The organism is Pseudomonas sp. P8_241, from assembly GCF_034008315.1.
In the GTDB taxonomy this organism is placed as follows: Bacteria; Pseudomonadota; Gammaproteobacteria; order Pseudomonadales; family Pseudomonadaceae; genus Aquipseudomonas.
On sequence record NZ_CP125377.1, the window covers coordinates 1,677,417 to 1,694,159 of the forward strand.

Sequence of the window (16,743 nt, forward strand, 5' to 3'; positions counted from 1 at the left end):
CATAAAAAGAGGCACCCTTCATGCAACCGCAAACCCTCACCGGGCAGGCGTCGTTGGTGACGCCCAGCCGCAAGCGTTTTTTCATCATGGTGCTGCTGTTCATCACCGTGGTGATCAACTACCTGGACCGCAGTAATCTGTCGATTGCCGCGCCAGCACTGACCACCGATCTGGGTATCGACCCGATCCACGTCGGCCTGATCTTCTCCGCGTTCGGCTGGACCTACGCCGCCATGCAAATCCCTGGTGGCTGGCTAGTGGACCGGGTGCCTCCGCGGATTCTGTACAGCGTCGCCTTGCTGCTGTGGTCGGTGGCCACGGTGATGCTCGGTTTCGCCGCCAGCTTCATCGCCCTGTTCGTGTTGCGCATGGCGGTCGGTGCCCTGGAAGCGCCGGCCTATCCAATCAACAGCCGCGTGGTCACCACCTGGTTTCCTGAGCGCGAACGCGCCACGGCCATCGGTTTCTACACTTCCGGACAATTTGTCGGTCTGGCTTTCCTGACGCCGGTTCTGGCGTGGCTTCAGCACGAGTTCGGCTGGCATATGGTCTTCGTCGCCACGGGCGCGGTGGGGATCATTTGGGCGGCAATCTGGTACGCGGTGTATCGCGAACCACGGGATTTCAGCGGTGCCAATGAGGCTGAAATCGACCTGATCCGCGAGGGCGGCGGGCTGGTGGATATCCAGTCCGAACAAGCCAGGGTCAAAGCCAAATTCAGCTGGAGCGACCTGGGCGTTGTTCTGACCAAGCGCAAGCTCTGGGGCATTTACCTCGGTCAGTTCTGCCTTAACTCGACGCTGTGGTTTTTCTTGACGTGGTTCCCGACGTACCTGGTGAAATACCGTGGCATGGATTTCATCAAGTCCGGTCTGTTGGCGTCACTGCCGTTTCTCGCTGCGTTTGTCGGTGTGTTGTGTTCCGGTTTCTTCTCGGACTTTTTGATCCGTCGCGGTTACTCGGTGGGCTTCGCCCGCAAGCTGCCGATCATCAGCGGGCTGCTGATTTCCACGTCGATCATCGGCGCCAATTTTGTCGACTCGACGCCATTGGTGATTGCCTTCCTCGCGCTGGCATTTTTTGGCAACGGTCTGGCTTCGATCACCTGGTCCTTGGTGTCGACCCTGGCTCCAGCGCGTTTGCTGGGGCTCACCGGCGGGGTGTTCAACTTCATCGGCAACTTGTCGGCCATCGCCACGCCTATCGTGATCGGGTTCCTTGCCAGCGGCGATTCTTTCGCCCCGGCGATCACCTATATCTCGGTTCTGGCGTTGATTGGTGCGCTTTCCTACATTTTGCTGGTGGGCAAGGTCGAGCGTATCAAGTTGTAGTCGTGGCACGCGGGCGACCATAATGCCGCCCGTTCACTCGCTCAACGGTAAAGGCTGGATATGCAGGAAGACGCCCCAAAAGTTGCCAAGGACACCGCGCCGACCGGCACCCAGACACTGCTTCGCGGTTTGGGCGTGGTCCAGGCCGTAGCCAGTGGCGCCCGCGATCTCAAGGAAATTGCCCGGCTGATCGGCACCACGCGCAGCACCACCCATCGCCTGGCCAGTTGCCTGGTGGACGAGCGTTATCTGCGGGTAGTGCCGCAAGTCGGTTATCTGCTAGGGCCGAAGCTGATCGAGCTGGGTTTTCAGGCTCGTGAAGAGTTGCCGTTGGTGACTCTGGCCGGGCCGTATCTGGATGAGTTGTCAGCATTGACCGGCGACACTATTCACCTGGCGATTCGTGAAGGCGACGAAGTGCTGTACCTGCACAAGAATCCGGGGCGCAATGGTCCGGAAATGCGTTCGCGGGTCGGCCATCGCATGCCGTTGGCGCGCACCGGCATCGGCAAGGCGCTGATGCTCGATGACTCGCCGCAAGAGTGGCAGCGCCTGTACGAAGTCAGCCTGCCGGCGGGTGGGAAAAGCCAGTTCTGGCCGCAACACCCCGAACAATCCTGGGAGCAGTTTCAGCAGCGCATGATCGAGTACGTGGCGGGCGGCTACGCTTTCGATCTGGAAGACAATGAACCGTCGATCCGCTGCGTGGCGGCGCCGATCCGTGATGCCAGCAAACGCATCGTCGCCGGTATCAGCATCGCCAGCACCGTGCCATACATGCCTCTGGAAAAAATGGCCGAGCTGATTCCCCTGATCAAAGGGGTCACGGCCCGGCTGTCGTCGGAACTGGGACTCAAGGTTTAGACCTTGAGGGTCGCCATATCGATGACAAAACGGTACTTCACGTCACCGGCAATCATACGGGCGTAAGCCTCATTGATCTGACGGATGTCGAGCATCTCGATGTCGCAGGTGATGTTGTGCTCGGCGCAGAAATCCAGCACTTCCTGGGTTTCGGCGATGCCGCCTATCAGCGACCCGGCCAGCATCCGACGCCCCAACACCAGTTTGGCCGCATGCACTGGTGGCTCGACCGGTTCGATCAACCCCACCAGAATATGCACGCCGTCGAAACGCAGCGTATCGAGGTAAGGGTTGAGGTCGTGTTGCACCGGAATGGTGTCGAGCAGGAAGTCGAAGTGACCGGCGGCTGCCTGCATCTGCGTGTCATCGGTGGACACGATCACATGGTCCGCGCCCTGACGACGAGCCTCTTCGGCCTTGTTCGCCGAACGAGTGAACAACGTCACTTCAGCGCCCATGGCCTTCGCAAATTTGATACCCATGTGGCCGAGGCCGCCCATTCCGAGAATTCCGACCTTGTCACCGGCCTTTACGCCGTAGTGCTTGAGCGGCGAGTAGGTGGTGATACCGGCACACAGGATCGGCGCGGCGTTGGCCGGGTCCAGTGACTCGGGAATGCGTACCACGAAATGCTCGCTGACCACGATGCTGTTGGAATACCCGCCCATGGTAATGCTGCCATCCACTCGATCCGGGGTGGCATAGGTCATGGTCGGACCTTCGAAGCAGTATTGCTCGAGGTTAGCCTGGCAGGCTTCGCAGCTGCGGCAAGAGTCAACCATGCAGCCGACGCCAACCAGGTCGCCGATTTTATGTCGGGTAACGTTCGTACCGATGGCGGTAACTTTTCCGACGATTTCATGGCCGGGCATCAGCGGGTAAACGGCAATGCCCCACTCGTTGCGGGCCTGATGGATGTCGGAGTGGCAGACGCCGCAAAAAAGAATATCGATCGCCACGTCGTCGGCTCGTGGGCTGCGGCGTTGGAACTTCACGGGGGCGAGGGGCGTGGTGGCCGACTGGGCGGCGTATCCGATGGCGGTGTACATGGTGAACCTCGCAAAAGCAGTGACAGATGAGGTGGCGCATTTTGGGCGTCGAAACCTGTAGCGCAAATGACGATTCCTCCGGGTGTCATGCCTATTCCTCCGGCATGCGGGTGTGATCCGTCGCATTGGTCAGTGGATCTGCGATGATGTTTTCATCCCGTTCCCGTGTCTTTTTTGTGAAGAACTCCGATGCTGTTGACCCGTCACCTTGATGCCAATGCCACCCTGGTTTCACTGATCGAGCCGCTGTCCACTCGCGACGGTTTCGTCCCGACTGCCTTGCCGGGCGTGCAGGTCCTACGGGCCAGTTGTGATGTGGCCCGTGGACCGCAGATTTACGAGCCGAGCCTGGTGATCATTGCCCAGGGTAGCAAGCTGGCGTATCTGGGGCAGCGCACCCTTGAATATGGCGCCGGGCACTATCTGATCCAGGCGTTGCCGGTGCCGTTCGAGTGCGAAACCTTTGCGGCACCCGCTGGCCCGATGCTGGGCGTTTCCGTGGCGATTGACCGGGTCATGCTCGGCGAGTTGGTGATGGCGATGGGCTTGGCGCCGGGGCGGAATATCCCGGCGCAAACGCCTGAGTCCATGACCTCGGCGGTGCTCGATGATGCGATGCGAGGTTGTGTCGAGCGGCTGTTGCGGTGTCTGCACGATCCTCTGGAATGCCAAATCATGGGGCAAGCGCGTCTGCGCGAATTGTTGTTTGTTGCACTGCGCGGTCCACAAGCCGATGTACTGCGTGCACTGGTGGAACAGCAGGGTCAGTTCGCCCGGATCGCGGCATCGCTCAGTCATCTGCATGCACATTACACCGAGCCATTGAACGTCGAGACCCTGGCCAGTTGCGCGAACATGAGTGCCTCGACCTTCCATGAGCATTTCAAGCGCAGCACCTTGTTGTCACCGGTGCAGTACTTGAAGCGACTGCGTTTGCTGAGGGCGCAGCAGTTGTTGGTGGGGGAGGGAATGGGTGTGGCGCAGGTGGCGCATCGGGTGGGGTATCAGAGCACGTCGCAGTTCAGTCGCGAGTACAAGCGCTATTTTGAGCGCAGTCCTGGTGATGAACGCGCAGCCTGACCCTCCGCAATTTCCTTGCAGGAGCCGGCTTGCTGGCGATGGCGGTGTATCAGTCGAGACAGATGTCCCTGTCACACCGCTATCGCCAGCAAGTCGGCTCCTACAGGGGGGATCATTATCGCAGGCAACAAAAAGGCCCCCATTGCGGGAGCCTCGATGTTCAGCGGTTCGGCTTACATGTTCGGGTAAGTCGGGCCGCCAGCGCCTTCCGGGGTCACCCAGGTGATGTTTTGTGCTGGGTCCTTGATGTCGCAGGTCTTGCAGTGAACACAGTTCTGGGCGTTGATCTGGAAGCGCTTCTCGCCGTCTTCCTTGGTGATCACTTCGTACACGCCGGCCGGGCAGTAACGCTGAGCAGGCTCATCGTACAGTGGCAGGTTCTTGCTGATCGGGATGCTCGGATCGGTCAGCTTGAGGTGGCACGGCTGCTCTTCTTCGTGGTTGGTGCCGGAGATGAACACCGAGCTCAATTTGTCGAAGCTGATCTTGCCGTCCGGTTTCGGGTAGTCGATCTTCTTGCAGTCGGCCGCCAGTTTCAGGCAAGCGTAATCCGGCTTGGTGTCGTGCAGGGTGAACGGCAGTTTGCCGCCGAAGATGTTCTGGTCCAGCCAGTTGAAACCACCGCCGACGATCGCGCCGAACTTGTGGATCGCCGGACCGAAATTGCGGCTGGCGAACAGTTCTTCGTGGAGCCAGCTGTTCTTGAACGCGTCGACGTAAGTGGTCAGCTCTTCGCTGCCATCTTTCTCGGCGAACAGCGCGTCTGCCACCGATTCAGCGGCGAGCATGCCGGACTTCATCGCGGTGTGGCTGCCTTTGATCTTGGCGAAGTTCAGGGTGCCGAGGTCGCAACCGATCAGCGCGCCACCCTTGAAGACCATTTTCGGCAGCGAGTTCAGGCCGCCCTTGCAGATGGCGCGGGCGCCGTAGCTGATGCGCTTGCCGCCTTCCAGATACTGCTTGAGCACCGGGTGATGCTTGAGGCGCTGGAACTCGTCGAACGGCGACAGGTAAGTGTTGCTGTAGGACAGGTCGACGATCAGACCCACCACGACCTGGTTGTTTTCCAGGTGATAGAGGAACGAGCCACCAGTGTTCTCGGTGCCCATGATGTCCATCGGCCAACCGGCGGTGTGGACCACCAGGCCTGGCTGGTGCTTGGCCGGGTCGACTTCCCAGATTTCTTTCAAGCCGATGCCGTAGTGCTGGGCGTCAGCGTCAGTGTCCAGGTTGAAACGCTTGATCAGCTGCTTGCCGATGTGGCCACGGCAGCCTTCGGCGAACAGCGTGTACTTGCCGCGCAGTTCCATGCCCGGGGTGTACAGGCCGTCCTTGGGGTGACCTTCGCGGTCGACGCCCAGATCACCGGTAATGATCCCGCGCACCACGCCGTTTTCGTCGATCAGCGCTTCCTGAGCGGCGAAGCCCGGGTAGATTTCCACGCCCAGGTTCTCGGCCTGCTGGGCCAGCCAGCGGCACAGGTTGCCCAGGGAGATGATGTAGTTGCCTTCGTTGTGCATGGTCTTGGGCACAAAGAAGTCAGGGACTTTCTGCGAGCTTTCAGCGTTCTTCAGAACGAAGATGTCGTCGCGGGTGACTGGCGTGTTCAGCGGCGCGCCGAGTTCTTTCCAGTTCGGGAACAGTTCATTCAGGGCGCGTGGTTCGAACACGGCACCGGACAGAATGTGAGCACCGACTTCGGAGCCTTTTTCGACCACGCAGACGCTGATTTCCTTACCGGCATCAGCAGCCTTCTGCTTCAAGCGGCAGGCGGCGGAAAGACCAGCGGGGCCGGCACCGACGATGACCACGTCGAATTCCATGTATTCGCGTTCCACAGGTTATCTCCTACTCAAGGCTCAACAGTTTTTTTTCTAATTGGAGGTTTGGTGTCGCATCCATGAATCCCGGCGTAATGCCGATAGCGGACAAACGATTGACCACCTTTCTCTCTGGGTGGCGCATTATATCTACACCACTCCCAGCGTCCAATACAAACGTTTGTTTGAATTGGCTCAAACCCAGAGAAATCAAAGTCACGCGCCTTATGAACGGCTATTTTGGCGTATTGACCGGAATAGGCGTTCCGGTCAAGATACGGTCGGTTTTGCGCTCGCCGTAGGCTGACTGGTGGCTTCAAGAGCACCTCTAAAGACAGGGCGATGGCAGTAGAGAGTGATATGCAGCGCAGCTTTGGCGCGCAGTTTACACGCCGCGATAGCGAATGACTCGTCGGTCACCACTGACGAACGGTCATCCAGATCATGAGCGATGGTCACTTGACACCTTTGCCGGCGTTTTTGGAGGTGCCCTTGCGCCCGATGAGCATCAACCGCCAGGTTCGCCTAGGCGACTTTCTTTTCACCGGAGAGTAACGAGGAATCCATGAAGGTTCTTGTAGCTGTCAAACGCGTTGTGGATTACAACGTGAAAGTTCGCGTCAAGGCGGACAATTCCGGCGTCGATCTTGCCAACGTCAAGATGTCGATGAACCCGTTCTGCGAGATCGCCGTTGAAGAAGCTGTACGCCTGAAAGAAAAAGGCGTTGCGACTGAAATCGTCGTTGTCTCCGTCGGCCCGACCACCGCTCAAGAGCAACTGCGCACCGCGCTGGCTCTGGGTGCCGACCGCGCCATCCTCGTCGAGTCCGCCGAAGATCTGACTTCCCTGGCCGTTGCCAAACTGTTGAAGGCTGTTGTCGACAAGGAACAGCCTCAGCTGGTGATCCTTGGCAAACAAGCCATCGACAGCGACAACAACCAGACTGGCCAGATGCTCGCTGCCTTGAGCGGCTACGGTCAGGGCACGTTCGCTTCGAAAGTGGAAATCAGCGGCGACAGCGTAGCTGTTACCCGTGAAATCGACGGCGGCGCACAGACAGTTTCCCTGAAACTGCCGGCCATCGTTACCACCGACCTGCGTCTGAACGAGCCGCGTTATGCGTCTCTTCCAAACATCATGAAAGCCAAGAAGAAGCCTCTCGAAGTGCTGACTCCGGACGCTTTGGGCGTTTCCACCGCCTCCACCAACACAACCTTGAAAGTCGAAGCGCCTGCTGCACGCAGCGCGGGTATCAAGGTCAAGTCGGTGGCTGAACTGGTCGAGAAACTGAAAAACGAAGCGAAGGTAATCTAATCATGACTATCTTGGTAATCGCTGAGCACGACAACAAGGTTGTGGCTCCTGCCACCCTGAACACCGTTGCTGCTGCCGCCAAAATCGGTGGTGACATCCACGTTCTGGTTGCTGGCCAGGGTATTGGTGCCGTGGCTGAAGCTGCTGCGAAAATCGCTGGTGTGAGCAAAGTATTGGTAGCTGACAACGCTGCCTACGCTCACCAACTGCCGGAAAACGTCGCTCCTCTGGTAGCAGAGTTGGGCAAGGGCTACAGCCACATCCTGGCTGCCGCTACTTCCAACGGCAAAAACATCCTGCCGCGCGTTGCCGCTGCGCTGGACGTTGACCAGATCTCCGAGATCATCTCGGTAGAAAGCGCTGACACCTTCAAGCGCCCAATCTACGCTGGTAACGCCATCGCTACCGTTCAATCGAACGCTGCAGTGAAAGTGATCACCGTGCGTGCTACCGGTTTCGACCCGGTGGCTGCTGAAGGTGGTTCCGCTTCGGTAGAAGCCGTTGCCGCTGCCCACGACGCTGGCATCTCCAGCTTCGTTGGCGAAGAACTGGCCAAGTCCGATCGTCCGGAACTGACCGCTGCCAAGATCGTCGTTTCCGGCGGTCGCGGCATGCAGAACGGCGACAACTTCAAACACCTGTACGCCCTGGCCGACAAGCTGGGCGCTGCCGTCGGTGCTTCGCGCGCCGCGGTCGACGCAGGTTTTGTACCGAACGACATGCAGGTCGGTCAGACCGGCAAGATCGTTGCACCGCAGCTGTACATCGCCGTCGGTATCTCCGGCGCGATCCAGCACCTGGCCGGCATGAAAGACTCCAAAGTGATCGTTGCGATCAACAAGGACGAAGAAGCGCCGATCTTCCAGGTGGCCGATTACGGCCTGGTGGCGGACCTGTTCGAAGCTATCCCTGAGCTGGAGAAGCTGGTCTAATCCGGCTGCTTCACTTATAAAGAGCCCGACCTTTTGGTCGGGCTTTTTTTTGCTCTTTTTTGTAGGAGCTGTCGAGTGCAAAGAGGCTCCTACGGTGACATAACCGGGAATGAGTGGAGTGTATTGCCATGGATCTGCGTTTTGTCTGGAGTTTGCTGGGATTGGCGCTATTACCGGCATTTTCGATTGCCGCAGGAAAGTGCGAACGCCTTGTAGTCACCGGTAGCCCGGATGCACCGCCGTATCTGTGGCAAGACCCACAAAACCCCAAGCACCTTATCGGAGCCAGCGCTGATTTATTGCAGCAGGTGGCGGGGGAGTTGGGGATCAAGGTCGAGCTGCTTTATGCCGGCAAACGCTCCCAGGCTCTGGACGAAGTGCGCAGTGGGCGGATGGACATGCTGGCGGACGCGCCGTTGACAGTCAGCGAACTGGAAACCCTGGACTACATTTATCCGCCACTGCTGGAAAATGATTACCTGGTCTGGACCCGCAAGGATTCCACGCTGGTCTACAACGAAGCACAGGACCTGCACGGCCACTCCGGCGCAGTGTCGGAAAAATCTCGATTGACTTCGGCATTCGGCACATTTGCCGAGCAGCAATTGACCCTCAGTCGTGCGCCAAATCTGACCCAGGCTTTGCAAAAATTGCTCTTGGGCGAGGTGGAATTTGTCCTCGCCGGGCGCTACTCGGGCATGGCGATGGCGCAGACACTTGGCATGGGCAACGACCTGATCGCACGTGCGCAACCGGTGGACAGACCGGGCCTGTTCCTGGCGGTTTCCCATAACTCCGCCTGCAACGATCCGTGGTTGCGCGGACAGCTGGCTAAAAAGATGACAGAATTGCCCGCGTCCGGACTGACGGAGGCTGTGCTGCAACGCAATATCGAGCGCTGGACCGCGCAACAGAAGCAAGCGCCGCTACACCCCGCCAGTATCCAAAAACAGTAGGGATTTTTCGTGAGTATTCGACCTCTTTTCGCTGCCCTGGCCTTTTTGGCTCTGGCGGGTTGTGCAGCCGATCCGGCGCCGAATGAACAAATGCGCCTGACTGAACAGGCACTGGAGCAAGCCAAGGCAGTTGGCGCCAACGCCGACGATGTGCCGGAAATGAAACTGGCCGAAGACAAATTCAACCGCGCCAAGGGCAGTATGGCTGACGATTCCTTCAAGAATGCACGCATGCGCGCCGAGCAGGCCGAACTGGATGCGCGTCTGGCCGAAGCCAAAGTACTGACACTCAAGAGCGAGGAACAACTGGACGTGCTCAATACCCGCATTACCCGTCTGCGCAAGCAATTGGGAGATGCCCAATGAGCCTCAAGAACAAAGCGCTCTGTGGTTTGATCCTGGCGGGTTGCGCGAGTCTTTACGGGTGCGCGGGTCAGCGCAGCGAGACGGCAATCCAGCAAGCCAGTACCGACTTCCAGAAGGTCAAGGAAGACTCCAATGTGCTGCGTATCGCCCCCAAGGATGTAATTCGCGCCGGTGAGTCCCTGGCCCGCGCCGATCGCTTGTCCAGTTACTGGGGAAGCGGAACGGATGTCGTGCACTACGCGTATTTGAGCCAGCGCTACAGCGAGATTGCCAGAGAACACACCAATCAGGTGCTCAACGAAGAGCGTGCAGCGAAACTCGAACTGGAACGCCAGCGTCTGCAATTGGCCTTGCGCGAATCCAAACTGTTTAGCGTGCAGCAGCAGGGTAAATGGCTCGAGGAGCAGATACTCGCGTTGACCACGGCTCAGACCGATCGCGGACTGGTGATGACCCTGGGTGACATGCTGTTCGACACGGGCGAGGCAGAACTGAAAACCTCGGCCAATCGCGTGGTGTTGAAAATCGTGCAATTCCTGCAACTCAATCCCAAGCGCGTGATTCGCATCGAAGGCTATACCGACAGTACCGGCGGCAAGCAGGAGAATCTCAAACTGTCTCGCGACCGTGCGCAATCGGTCGCCGACTTGCTGATGGATCTGGGAATCGACGACAAACGCATTAAAGTCGAGGGCTATGGCGATGAGTACCCGGTAGATGTGAACGCCTCCGAACGAGGAAGGGCGCAGAACCGTCGGGTAGAAATTGTATTCTCCGACGAAATAGGCCAGCTCGGCGCCGCCCGCTGAGGGTTGCGTCTCTGGAAAACCCGGCCTGTCATGCAGTGCCGGGTTTTTTTACGCCTGCCAATTCGCTCACACAACAGTACAGTTTTTGCTGACAATGCACTGTACGGTCGACTATTGTGACAACTGTCCCAGTACACTTCTAAACTGTTCCGGTATTGTTTCACACAAGAATAAAATGCCCGTGAAATCGAGTGCTGCGTCATGACCAATCTTTTGCTCTACCAACGTATTGCCCAGCAACTGGCCGAAGACATCCGCCGTGGGGTCTATCAACCGGGAGAGCGCGTGCCGTCGGTACGCAAGATGAGCTCGCAGCTCAATGTCAGCCATGCAACAGTGTTGCAGGCGTACGCCAATCTTGAAGATCAGGGGCTGATCCGTGCACGGCCGCAGTCCGGGTACTACGTGCACCAGACGCCGGCCCTGACGGCACCTACACCGGACATCGCCCGGGTCGAACGACCGGGGCTTGTCACTCGCAGTAGTATTATTCAGCAAGTCTTGGTCGAATCCCGTCGTGAAGGTGTTTTTCCGCTGGGTGCGGCGGTGCCGAGTGTCGACTATTTGCCGGTGCGGGCACTGCATCAGCAGTTGGCCAAGGTCACCCGATTCCACAGCCCTCGTGCGTTCAGCTACATGTTCAGCCCCGGGTTCGAACCCTTGCGTCGACAAGTGGCAATCCGCATGCGAGATGCCGGCGTGGTGGTCGACCCGTCGGAAGTGGTGATCACCCACGGTTGCGTGGATGCCCTGCAGATGTCCTTGCGTGTCTTGACTCGTCCGGGTGACCTGATCGCCGCTGAGTCGCCAACCTATTATGGTTTGCTGCAACTGGCGGATCTGCTGGGCTTGAAAGTTATCGAAATCCCTAGCGATCCATCCACTGGTATGAGTCTCGAAGCCCTGCAGCTGGCGGCCAACCAGTGGTCGATCAAGGCGCTGGTGCTGACCACGCGTCTGAGCAATCCATTGGGAGGCACCATGCCCGAGGAGCGGCAGAAACAACTGCTGCGCCTGGCATCGGACTTCGATATCCAGATTGTCGAGGACGATATCTACGGCGAACTGATGTTCGAGCAAGGCCGCACCAAGTCACTCAAGGCCTATGATCGCCTGGATCGGGTGATTTATTGCTCGAGTTTCTCCAAAACCCTTTCGCCGGGCGTACGGATCGGCTGGATGATCGCCGGCAAATATCAGCAGGAAATCCAGCGGTTGCAGACGTTCAGCACGCATTCTGCGTGCAGTGTCACGCAAATGGGTATTGCGGCGTATCTGGAAAATGGCGGGTACGATCGACATCTGCGCTTCATCCGCCAGGAATACCGGAAAAACCTCAGCGCCTTCCAACTGGCCGTGCAGCAGTATTTTCCGGAAGGTACCCAAATGACACGGCCGACCGGCGGATTCATTCTTTGGGTCAGTTTGCCGGGAAGGGTCAATACCCAGGAACTGCACGTCCGGGCATTGCAGCAGGGCATCAGTATTGCGCCGGGGCTGATTTTCAGTAATACCGAGCAGTTCAATCATTGTATCCGTCTGAACTGTGGCATCCCGTGGAACCGTGAAGCGGAGCGCGCATTGATGACGCTGGGCATGCTGGCTACCCAACTCTGCCAGGAGACGGCTGGCGGTCTGTGACATGTAACGCGCGGTTACCGACTGCGCTTGTCTTGTCCGTTGCAACAGGGGAGCATAGGCTTCTCTGCCGTTTGCACCGTTGGGTCCATGAAACCGATTTTTCCTGCCGCCTGGCTGTTGATCTGCTTGTCAGCGAGCATTCAGCCAGCATCCGCCGTTGCTGCTTCCTTGCAGGACGTACCGTCCAGCGGCAATTTGCAGGTTAAAGAGAATACCGATACGCCCGACAAAACAGCCGAACCCGTCAAAAAGCGCGCTGAGGTTGTGAAAAAGCGCCCACCGATTGCCTCCAAATCGAAGCCGGCCAGTGAAGTTGTGAAAACTCAGCTTCCACCTGCTCAACTGGATTTGAGGCTGCCCCGGGACATGGTTCAAGAGTTGAAGCCGGTCGGTACCGTACCGCTGCCCAAGCGAGAACCGTTGCTGCCACAAATGTTCGGCGACAAAAATAGCCCGTTTCAACTCAACGGTCGGTTGCTGAGCAACGAAATGCAGTTGCAACTACGCAATGAAGAACGCCATGAAGTCGAAGGCGCAGCACTGGAATTCGAGTTCAAGCAGTAACACGTCCCAATCCGTGAGCCGCAGATCAGACGCTTTGTCGGAGACTGTCCGGTCACGTCCGTTTCAGCTGAAAAACTCGCCTGCGGGTAATTTTAAACAAGTGTTTTAGCAGGTACTCTGTGGCACGTCCTTTAACACATTGCTCGTCGCGAGGAGCTTGCCGTCATGAAATGCCGTGAGGGCTGTGGTGCCTGTTGCATTGCCCCTTCCATCAGTTCACCGATTCCCGGAATGCCCAATGGCAAAGCCGCGGGTGAACGCTGCCTGCAATTGTCCGACGAAAACCTGTGCAAGATTTTCGGGCAACCGGAACGACCAGCGGTGTGCTCGGCGTTTGAAGCCGACCCCGAGGTGTGTGGCAACAGCAGCGACGAAGCCATCAGGCTGATCGGCTGGTGGGAGCAAATGACGGCCGCGTGATGTGTTGAACCAACGGAAACTCAACAATAAGGAATAAGACTATGGGTTCGCTGCATCGTATTGCTGTTTTGTGTGGTTTGACGGCCGTGCTGGCCACGTCGGTTGCACAGGCCGAGGACTGGAAAGTCGCCAAGAGCGAAGACGGCATCAAGGTGTCCCTGAGCGAAGTGGCTGGCTCCGATTACAAGGCTTACCAGGGGGTGGCGCTGATGAAGACCACCGTGGCCAAACTGCGTGCGTTGCAGGAAGACGTACCGGGCGCTTGCGCCTGGATTCACGAATGCAAAATCCAGAAATTGCTCAAACACGAAGGCGATCAGACCTGGACCTACACTCAGTTCAATACGCCGTGGCCAGTCACTGCCCGTGATTCGGTGCTGCATGTCACGACCATCGAAGGCGCCGATGGCAGCCTGACCCGCAAGCTTGAAGGCGTGCCGAAGTACATTCCCGAAGAAAAAGGTTTCGTCCGTGTGGACAGGGTCGAGGGTTTCTGGAAGTTCGTGCCCAAGGGCGATCAGGTCGAAGTGACCTATCAGGTGCACACCGAACCTGGTGGCAGCGTACCGTCGATGGTGGCCAACAAGTTCGTGGTGGATGCTCCTTTCAATACCTTGAAAGCCTTGAAGGAACGTGCCGAGAAGTAACGGTACGTTGAGCAGGCTTGTAAACGCCCCGACCGGTTCGGGGCGTTTCTGTTTTTCAGAGTTGGACAGCGCTTTATTTTGTATCCGAATATTCGTTGCACGAATTTTTCACAAACCCTCCAAGACAATCCGCCCCGCGTTCTTGCGGATGCTGAACACATCCCTGCAGGAGCTTCCGCAGACTGCGATCCTTTGACCTTGCGGTTGGCTCAGCGCCTATGCAGCGTTTGAGTGAGCGTAGTTATCAATGGCAATGCTGCCGTTGATCGTGCAACATTTGCGCACCGCGCAAACCCCGGGGCCAGGTACTGGCCATAAGAGGGTAAGGCGCCGCTGTTTTTTTGAAACTTCAACTTCCAATGGGTCCTAAAACGACATGGCAATCCCGGACGCCCTGAATCAGCAGCGAGCTTCTAGTCGCCTGCTGCAACCGACCGTCAAATCGCATCTGGCCTACACGCTGTTGTGTGCCCTGGTCATGATGGTCATGTTCAGCCTGCTGCGCGTCGCGCTGCTGGTCTACAACCGCGAGATGATCCTCGACACCCCGGCCTCGACCTTTTTCGAAGCATTCACCAATGGCCTGCGTTTCGACCTGCGCCTGGTGGTCTACCTCAGCATTCCGTTGTTGCTGGCGCTGTTCAGCGTCCGGGCCATGGCGGCGCGCGGGTTCTTTCGCTTCTGGCTGACCCTTGTCTCCAGCATCGCGTTGTTCCTGGGCCTGATGGAGATGGATTTCTACCGTGAATTCCACCAGCGCCTGAACGGGCTGGTCTTCCAGTACGTCAAGGAAGATCCGAAAACCGTGGCCAGCATGCTTTGGTACGGTTTCCCGGTGGTCCGCTACCTCCTGGCATGGGCCGTGGGCACCGTGATCCTGAGCATGGCGTTCAAGGGCGCCGACCGTGCGACCCGACCTCGTGGTCCTTTCAGTGGTGGCAGTATCGGCACGCGCCAGATAGCACCGTGGTACGCGCGCGTTGGTGTGTTTGTGGTTTGCTTGCTGATCTGCGTGGTCGCGGCCCGTGGCACTTTACGTCAAGGTCCGCCAATGCGCTGGGGTGACGTCTACACCACGGACTCCAACTTCGCCAATCAACTGGGTCTCAATGGTACGCTTTCGCTGGTTGCCGCCGCCAAGAGCCGCATGTCCGAAGATCGCGACAATATCTGGAAAGCCACGCTGCCACAGCCGCAAGCTCAACAAGTCGTGCGTGACATGCTGGTGATGGCGGATGACAAGCTGGTGGATGGCGAGACCGCAGCGGTCCGTCGCGATTACACGCCGCCGGCGGACAAGACCCTGCCGATCAAGAACGTCGTCGTGATCCTGATGGAAAGCATGGCGGGGCACTCGGTGGGTGCGCTTGGCGCACCGGGCAACATCACGCCGTACCTCGACAAACTGTCGAAGGAAGGGTTGATGTTCGACCGTTTCTTCTCCAACGGTACCCATACCCACCAGGGCATGTTCGCCACCATGGCCTGCTTCCCGAACCTGCCGGGCTTCGAATACCTGATGCAGACTCCGGAAGGCAGTCACAAGCTGTCGGGCTTGCCGCAGTTGCTCAGCGTGCGTGACTTCGACGATGTGTATGTCTACAACGGCGATTTCGCGTGGGACAACCAGTCGGGTTTCTTCAGCAACCAGGGCATGACCAATTTCATCGGCCGTAACGATTTCGTTAACCCGGTGTTCTCGGATCCGACCTGGGGTGTGTCCGACCAGGACATGTTCGACCGTGGTCTGGTGGAGCTCAAGGCGCGGGAAAACGGCAAGCCGTTCTATGCCTTGCTGCAAACCCTGTCCAACCACACGCCATACGCGTTGCCGACGCCATTGCCGGTCGAGCGCGTCACTGATCGTGGCAGCCTGAACGAACACCTGACCGCCATGCGCTACTCGGACTGGGCTTTGGGCCAGTTCTTTGAAAAGGCCCGCAAGGAGCCGTACTTCAAGGAAACGTTGTTTGTCATCGTCGGTGACCACGGTTTCGGCAACGAGCGCCAGATCACCGAAATGGACCTGGGGCGCTTCAATGTGCCGATGCTGATGATTGCACCGGGCATCCAGGAAAAATTCGGCCAGCGCGACCACACCGTGGGCACTCAGATCGACATCGTGCCGACCATCATGGGTCGCATCGGTGGTGAAGTGCGCCATCAGTGCTGGGGTCGAGATCTGCTCAACCTGCCGGAAGGCGACCCGGGTTTTGGCGTGATCAAGCCTTCGGGCAGCGAGCAGACCACGGCCATTATTACCGCCGACCAGATTCTGGTGCTGCCGCGGGACAAGGACATGGCGCCGAAGATGTACCAGTACGAACTGGGTGCTAATCCACGTGCCGAGGTTATCCCGGACGCGCCGCGCACCGCGGAGTTGAAAACCAAACTCGAGGCGTTCTTGCAAACGGCGACCAAGAGCCTGCTGGACAACACCGCCGGTGTGGTCGACGGGACGCCGGACTAAGTTGTGACGCAATAAAAAAGAGGCTCTTGCAGAGCCTCTTTTTTTTGCCTGTCAGATCGTCATATTTTGCCGAGCAAGAGCAGGATCAACAGCACCACCAATACCACGCCGATGATACCGGACGGACCATAACCCCAACTTCTGGAGTGCGGGAAGACCGGCAAACCACCGATCAGTAACAGGATCAGAATGATGATAAGTATTGTGCCCATGTCTGTTTCCTTGTTGATTAGGGTTTGGATTGACCATGCCAATTACAGTCAGCGGGAATGACAGATATTCGAGCTGCTTAAAAAATCCGACTGCTGTCAGGGTAAGAAAATTCCAAGTTTTTTAAAGTATTTCGGACATGTCCTTATTTCGGTTCTTGTTGTGCTAGTTGGCCCGGGCGCTTCCAGGGTTTGCCTGGGCCATTCAGCAATCTGATGGAGCGTGGGTCGGGGCATATCCTTCGCTACACTCGGTGCATCTTCCCCAGA

At 58.0% G+C, this 16,743-nt stretch carries 16 protein-coding genes; 13 read left to right on the forward strand and 3 right to left on the reverse strand.

Annotation, left to right across the window (positions count from 1 at the left end; all coding sequences use genetic code 11):
- The first annotated feature begins 20 nt into the window (after nt 1–20).
- Both QMK58_RS07565 and QMK58_RS07570 read left to right on the forward strand, forming a co-directional pair.
- Nucleotides 21–1,331, forward strand: a complete 1,311-nt coding sequence (locus tag QMK58_RS07565) for an MFS transporter (RefSeq protein ID WP_053161857.1) — start codon at nt 21–23, stop codon at nt 1,329–1,331.
- A gap of 60 nt (nt 1,332–1,391) precedes the next feature.
- Complete coding sequence (locus QMK58_RS07570; protein ID WP_053161854.1) at nt 1,392–2,195, forward strand: IclR family transcriptional regulator; 804 nt, start codon at nt 1,392–1,394, stop codon at nt 2,193–2,195.
- Here QMK58_RS07570 and QMK58_RS07575 read toward each other — a convergent pair.
- Nucleotides 2,192–3,244 carry an NAD(P)-dependent alcohol dehydrogenase gene (locus QMK58_RS07575; RefSeq protein WP_320396100.1) on the reverse strand — a complete coding sequence of 351 codons (1,053 nt, stop codon included), beginning with the start codon at nt 3,242–3,244 and terminating at the stop codon, nt 2,192–2,194. The genes QMK58_RS07570 and QMK58_RS07575 overlap by 4 nt on opposite strands.
- A gap of 189 nt (nt 3,245–3,433) precedes the next feature.
- Here QMK58_RS07575 and QMK58_RS07580 point away from each other — a divergent pair, with 189 nt between their 5' ends.
- Entirely contained in the window at nt 3,434–4,324 is an 891-nt protein-coding gene (locus tag QMK58_RS07580; protein WP_053161850.1) for an AraC family transcriptional regulator, read from the forward strand.
- A gap of 173 nt (nt 4,325–4,497) precedes the next feature.
- Here QMK58_RS07580 and QMK58_RS07585 read toward each other — a convergent pair whose 3' ends face one another.
- Nucleotides 4,498–6,162: an electron transfer flavoprotein-ubiquinone oxidoreductase gene (locus QMK58_RS07585; RefSeq protein ID WP_053161848.1), complete on the reverse strand. Its 1,665-nt coding sequence runs from the start codon at nt 6,160–6,162 to the stop codon at nt 4,498–4,500.
- A 547-nt stretch (nt 6,163–6,709) separates the two neighbouring features.
- On the opposite strand from QMK58_RS07585, the gene QMK58_RS07590 reads away from it, so the two are divergent.
- From QMK58_RS07590 to QMK58_RS07635, 10 genes are all read left to right on the forward strand, one after another.
- Nucleotides 6,710–7,459, forward strand: a complete 750-nt coding sequence (locus QMK58_RS07590; protein ID WP_053161846.1) for an electron transfer flavoprotein subunit beta/FixA family protein — start codon at nt 6,710–6,712, stop codon at nt 7,457–7,459.
- Between the two features lie 2 nt (nt 7,460–7,461).
- Nucleotides 7,462–8,391, forward strand: a complete 930-nt coding sequence (locus QMK58_RS07595) for an electron transfer flavoprotein subunit alpha/FixB family protein (RefSeq protein WP_053161844.1) — start codon at nt 7,462–7,464, stop codon at nt 8,389–8,391.
- A 128-nt stretch (nt 8,392–8,519) separates the two neighbouring features.
- Nucleotides 8,520–9,347 carry a substrate-binding periplasmic protein gene (locus QMK58_RS07600; protein ID WP_320396101.1) on the forward strand — a complete coding sequence of 276 codons (828 nt, stop codon included), beginning with the start codon at nt 8,520–8,522 and terminating at the stop codon, nt 9,345–9,347.
- Nucleotides 9,348–9,356: 9 nt separating this feature from the next.
- Nucleotides 9,357–9,713: a DUF4398 domain-containing protein gene (locus QMK58_RS07605; protein ID WP_053161840.1), complete on the forward strand. Its 357-nt coding sequence runs from the start codon at nt 9,357–9,359 to the stop codon at nt 9,711–9,713.
- Nucleotides 9,710–10,522 (forward strand): OmpA family protein, encoded by an 813-nt coding sequence (locus QMK58_RS07610; RefSeq protein ID WP_053161837.1) that lies wholly within the window; start codon nt 9,710–9,712, stop codon nt 10,520–10,522. The genes QMK58_RS07605 and QMK58_RS07610 overlap by 4 nt, the downstream gene beginning before the upstream one ends.
- Nucleotides 10,523–10,723: 201 nt before the next feature.
- Nucleotides 10,724–12,163 (forward strand): PLP-dependent aminotransferase family protein, encoded by a 1,440-nt coding sequence (locus QMK58_RS07615; protein WP_053161835.1) that lies wholly within the window; start codon nt 10,724–10,726, stop codon nt 12,161–12,163.
- An 87-nt stretch (nt 12,164–12,250) separates the two neighbouring features.
- Nucleotides 12,251–12,727 (forward strand): hypothetical protein, encoded by a 477-nt coding sequence (locus QMK58_RS07620; RefSeq protein WP_053161834.1) that lies wholly within the window; start codon nt 12,251–12,253, stop codon nt 12,725–12,727.
- Between the two features lie 165 nt (nt 12,728–12,892).
- Nucleotides 12,893–13,147, forward strand: a complete 255-nt coding sequence (locus tag QMK58_RS07625) for a YkgJ family cysteine cluster protein (protein ID WP_053161832.1) — start codon at nt 12,893–12,895, stop codon at nt 13,145–13,147.
- Between the two features lie 41 nt (nt 13,148–13,188).
- Complete coding sequence (locus QMK58_RS07630; protein WP_320396102.1) at nt 13,189–13,794, forward strand: START domain-containing protein; 606 nt, start codon at nt 13,189–13,191, stop codon at nt 13,792–13,794.
- Nucleotides 13,795–14,170: 376 nt separating this feature from the next.
- Nucleotides 14,171–16,264: an LTA synthase family protein gene (locus QMK58_RS07635; protein ID WP_320396103.1), complete on the forward strand. Its 2,094-nt coding sequence runs from the start codon at nt 14,171–14,173 to the stop codon at nt 16,262–16,264.
- 59 nt (nt 16,265–16,323) lie between these two features.
- On the opposite strand, the gene QMK58_RS07640 is transcribed toward QMK58_RS07635, so the two are convergent.
- Entirely contained in the window at nt 16,324–16,476 is a 153-nt protein-coding gene (locus QMK58_RS07640) for a DUF3309 family protein (protein WP_018606531.1), read from the reverse strand.
- Nucleotides 16,477–16,743 lie beyond the last annotated feature (267 nt).

Bases quoted from the DNA above. Each gene is read 5' to 3' on its own strand.
- QMK58_RS07565 (WP_053161857.1), top strand. From the start codon at position 21: ATGCAACCGCAAACCCTCACCGGGCAGGCGTCGTTGGTGACGCCCAGC.
- QMK58_RS07570 (WP_053161854.1), top strand. From the start codon at position 1,392: ATGCAGGAAGACGCCCCAAAAGTTGCCAAGGACACCGCGCCGACCGGC.
- QMK58_RS07575 (WP_320396100.1), bottom strand. From the start codon at position 3,244: ATGTACACCGCCATCGGATACGCCGCCCAGTCGGCCACCACGCCCCTC.
- QMK58_RS07580 (WP_053161850.1), top strand. From the start codon at position 3,434: ATGCTGTTGACCCGTCACCTTGATGCCAATGCCACCCTGGTTTCACTG.
- QMK58_RS07590 (WP_053161846.1), top strand. From the start codon at position 6,710: ATGAAGGTTCTTGTAGCTGTCAAACGCGTTGTGGATTACAACGTGAAA.
- QMK58_RS07595 (WP_053161844.1), top strand. From the start codon at position 7,462: ATGACTATCTTGGTAATCGCTGAGCACGACAACAAGGTTGTGGCTCCT.
- QMK58_RS07600 (WP_320396101.1), top strand. From the start codon at position 8,520: ATGGATCTGCGTTTTGTCTGGAGTTTGCTGGGATTGGCGCTATTACCG.
- QMK58_RS07610 (WP_053161837.1), top strand. From the start codon at position 9,710: ATGAGCCTCAAGAACAAAGCGCTCTGTGGTTTGATCCTGGCGGGTTGC.
- QMK58_RS07615 (WP_053161835.1), top strand. From the start codon at position 10,724: ATGACCAATCTTTTGCTCTACCAACGTATTGCCCAGCAACTGGCCGAA.
- QMK58_RS07620 (WP_053161834.1), top strand. From the start codon at position 12,251: ATGAAACCGATTTTTCCTGCCGCCTGGCTGTTGATCTGCTTGTCAGCG.
- QMK58_RS07625 (WP_053161832.1), top strand. From the start codon at position 12,893: ATGAAATGCCGTGAGGGCTGTGGTGCCTGTTGCATTGCCCCTTCCATC.
- QMK58_RS07630 (WP_320396102.1), top strand. From the start codon at position 13,189: ATGGGTTCGCTGCATCGTATTGCTGTTTTGTGTGGTTTGACGGCCGTG.
- QMK58_RS07635 (WP_320396103.1), top strand. From the start codon at position 14,171: ATGGCAATCCCGGACGCCCTGAATCAGCAGCGAGCTTCTAGTCGCCTG.
- QMK58_RS07640 (WP_018606531.1), bottom strand. From the start codon at position 16,476: ATGGGCACAATACTTATCATCATTCTGATCCTGTTACTGATCGGTGGT.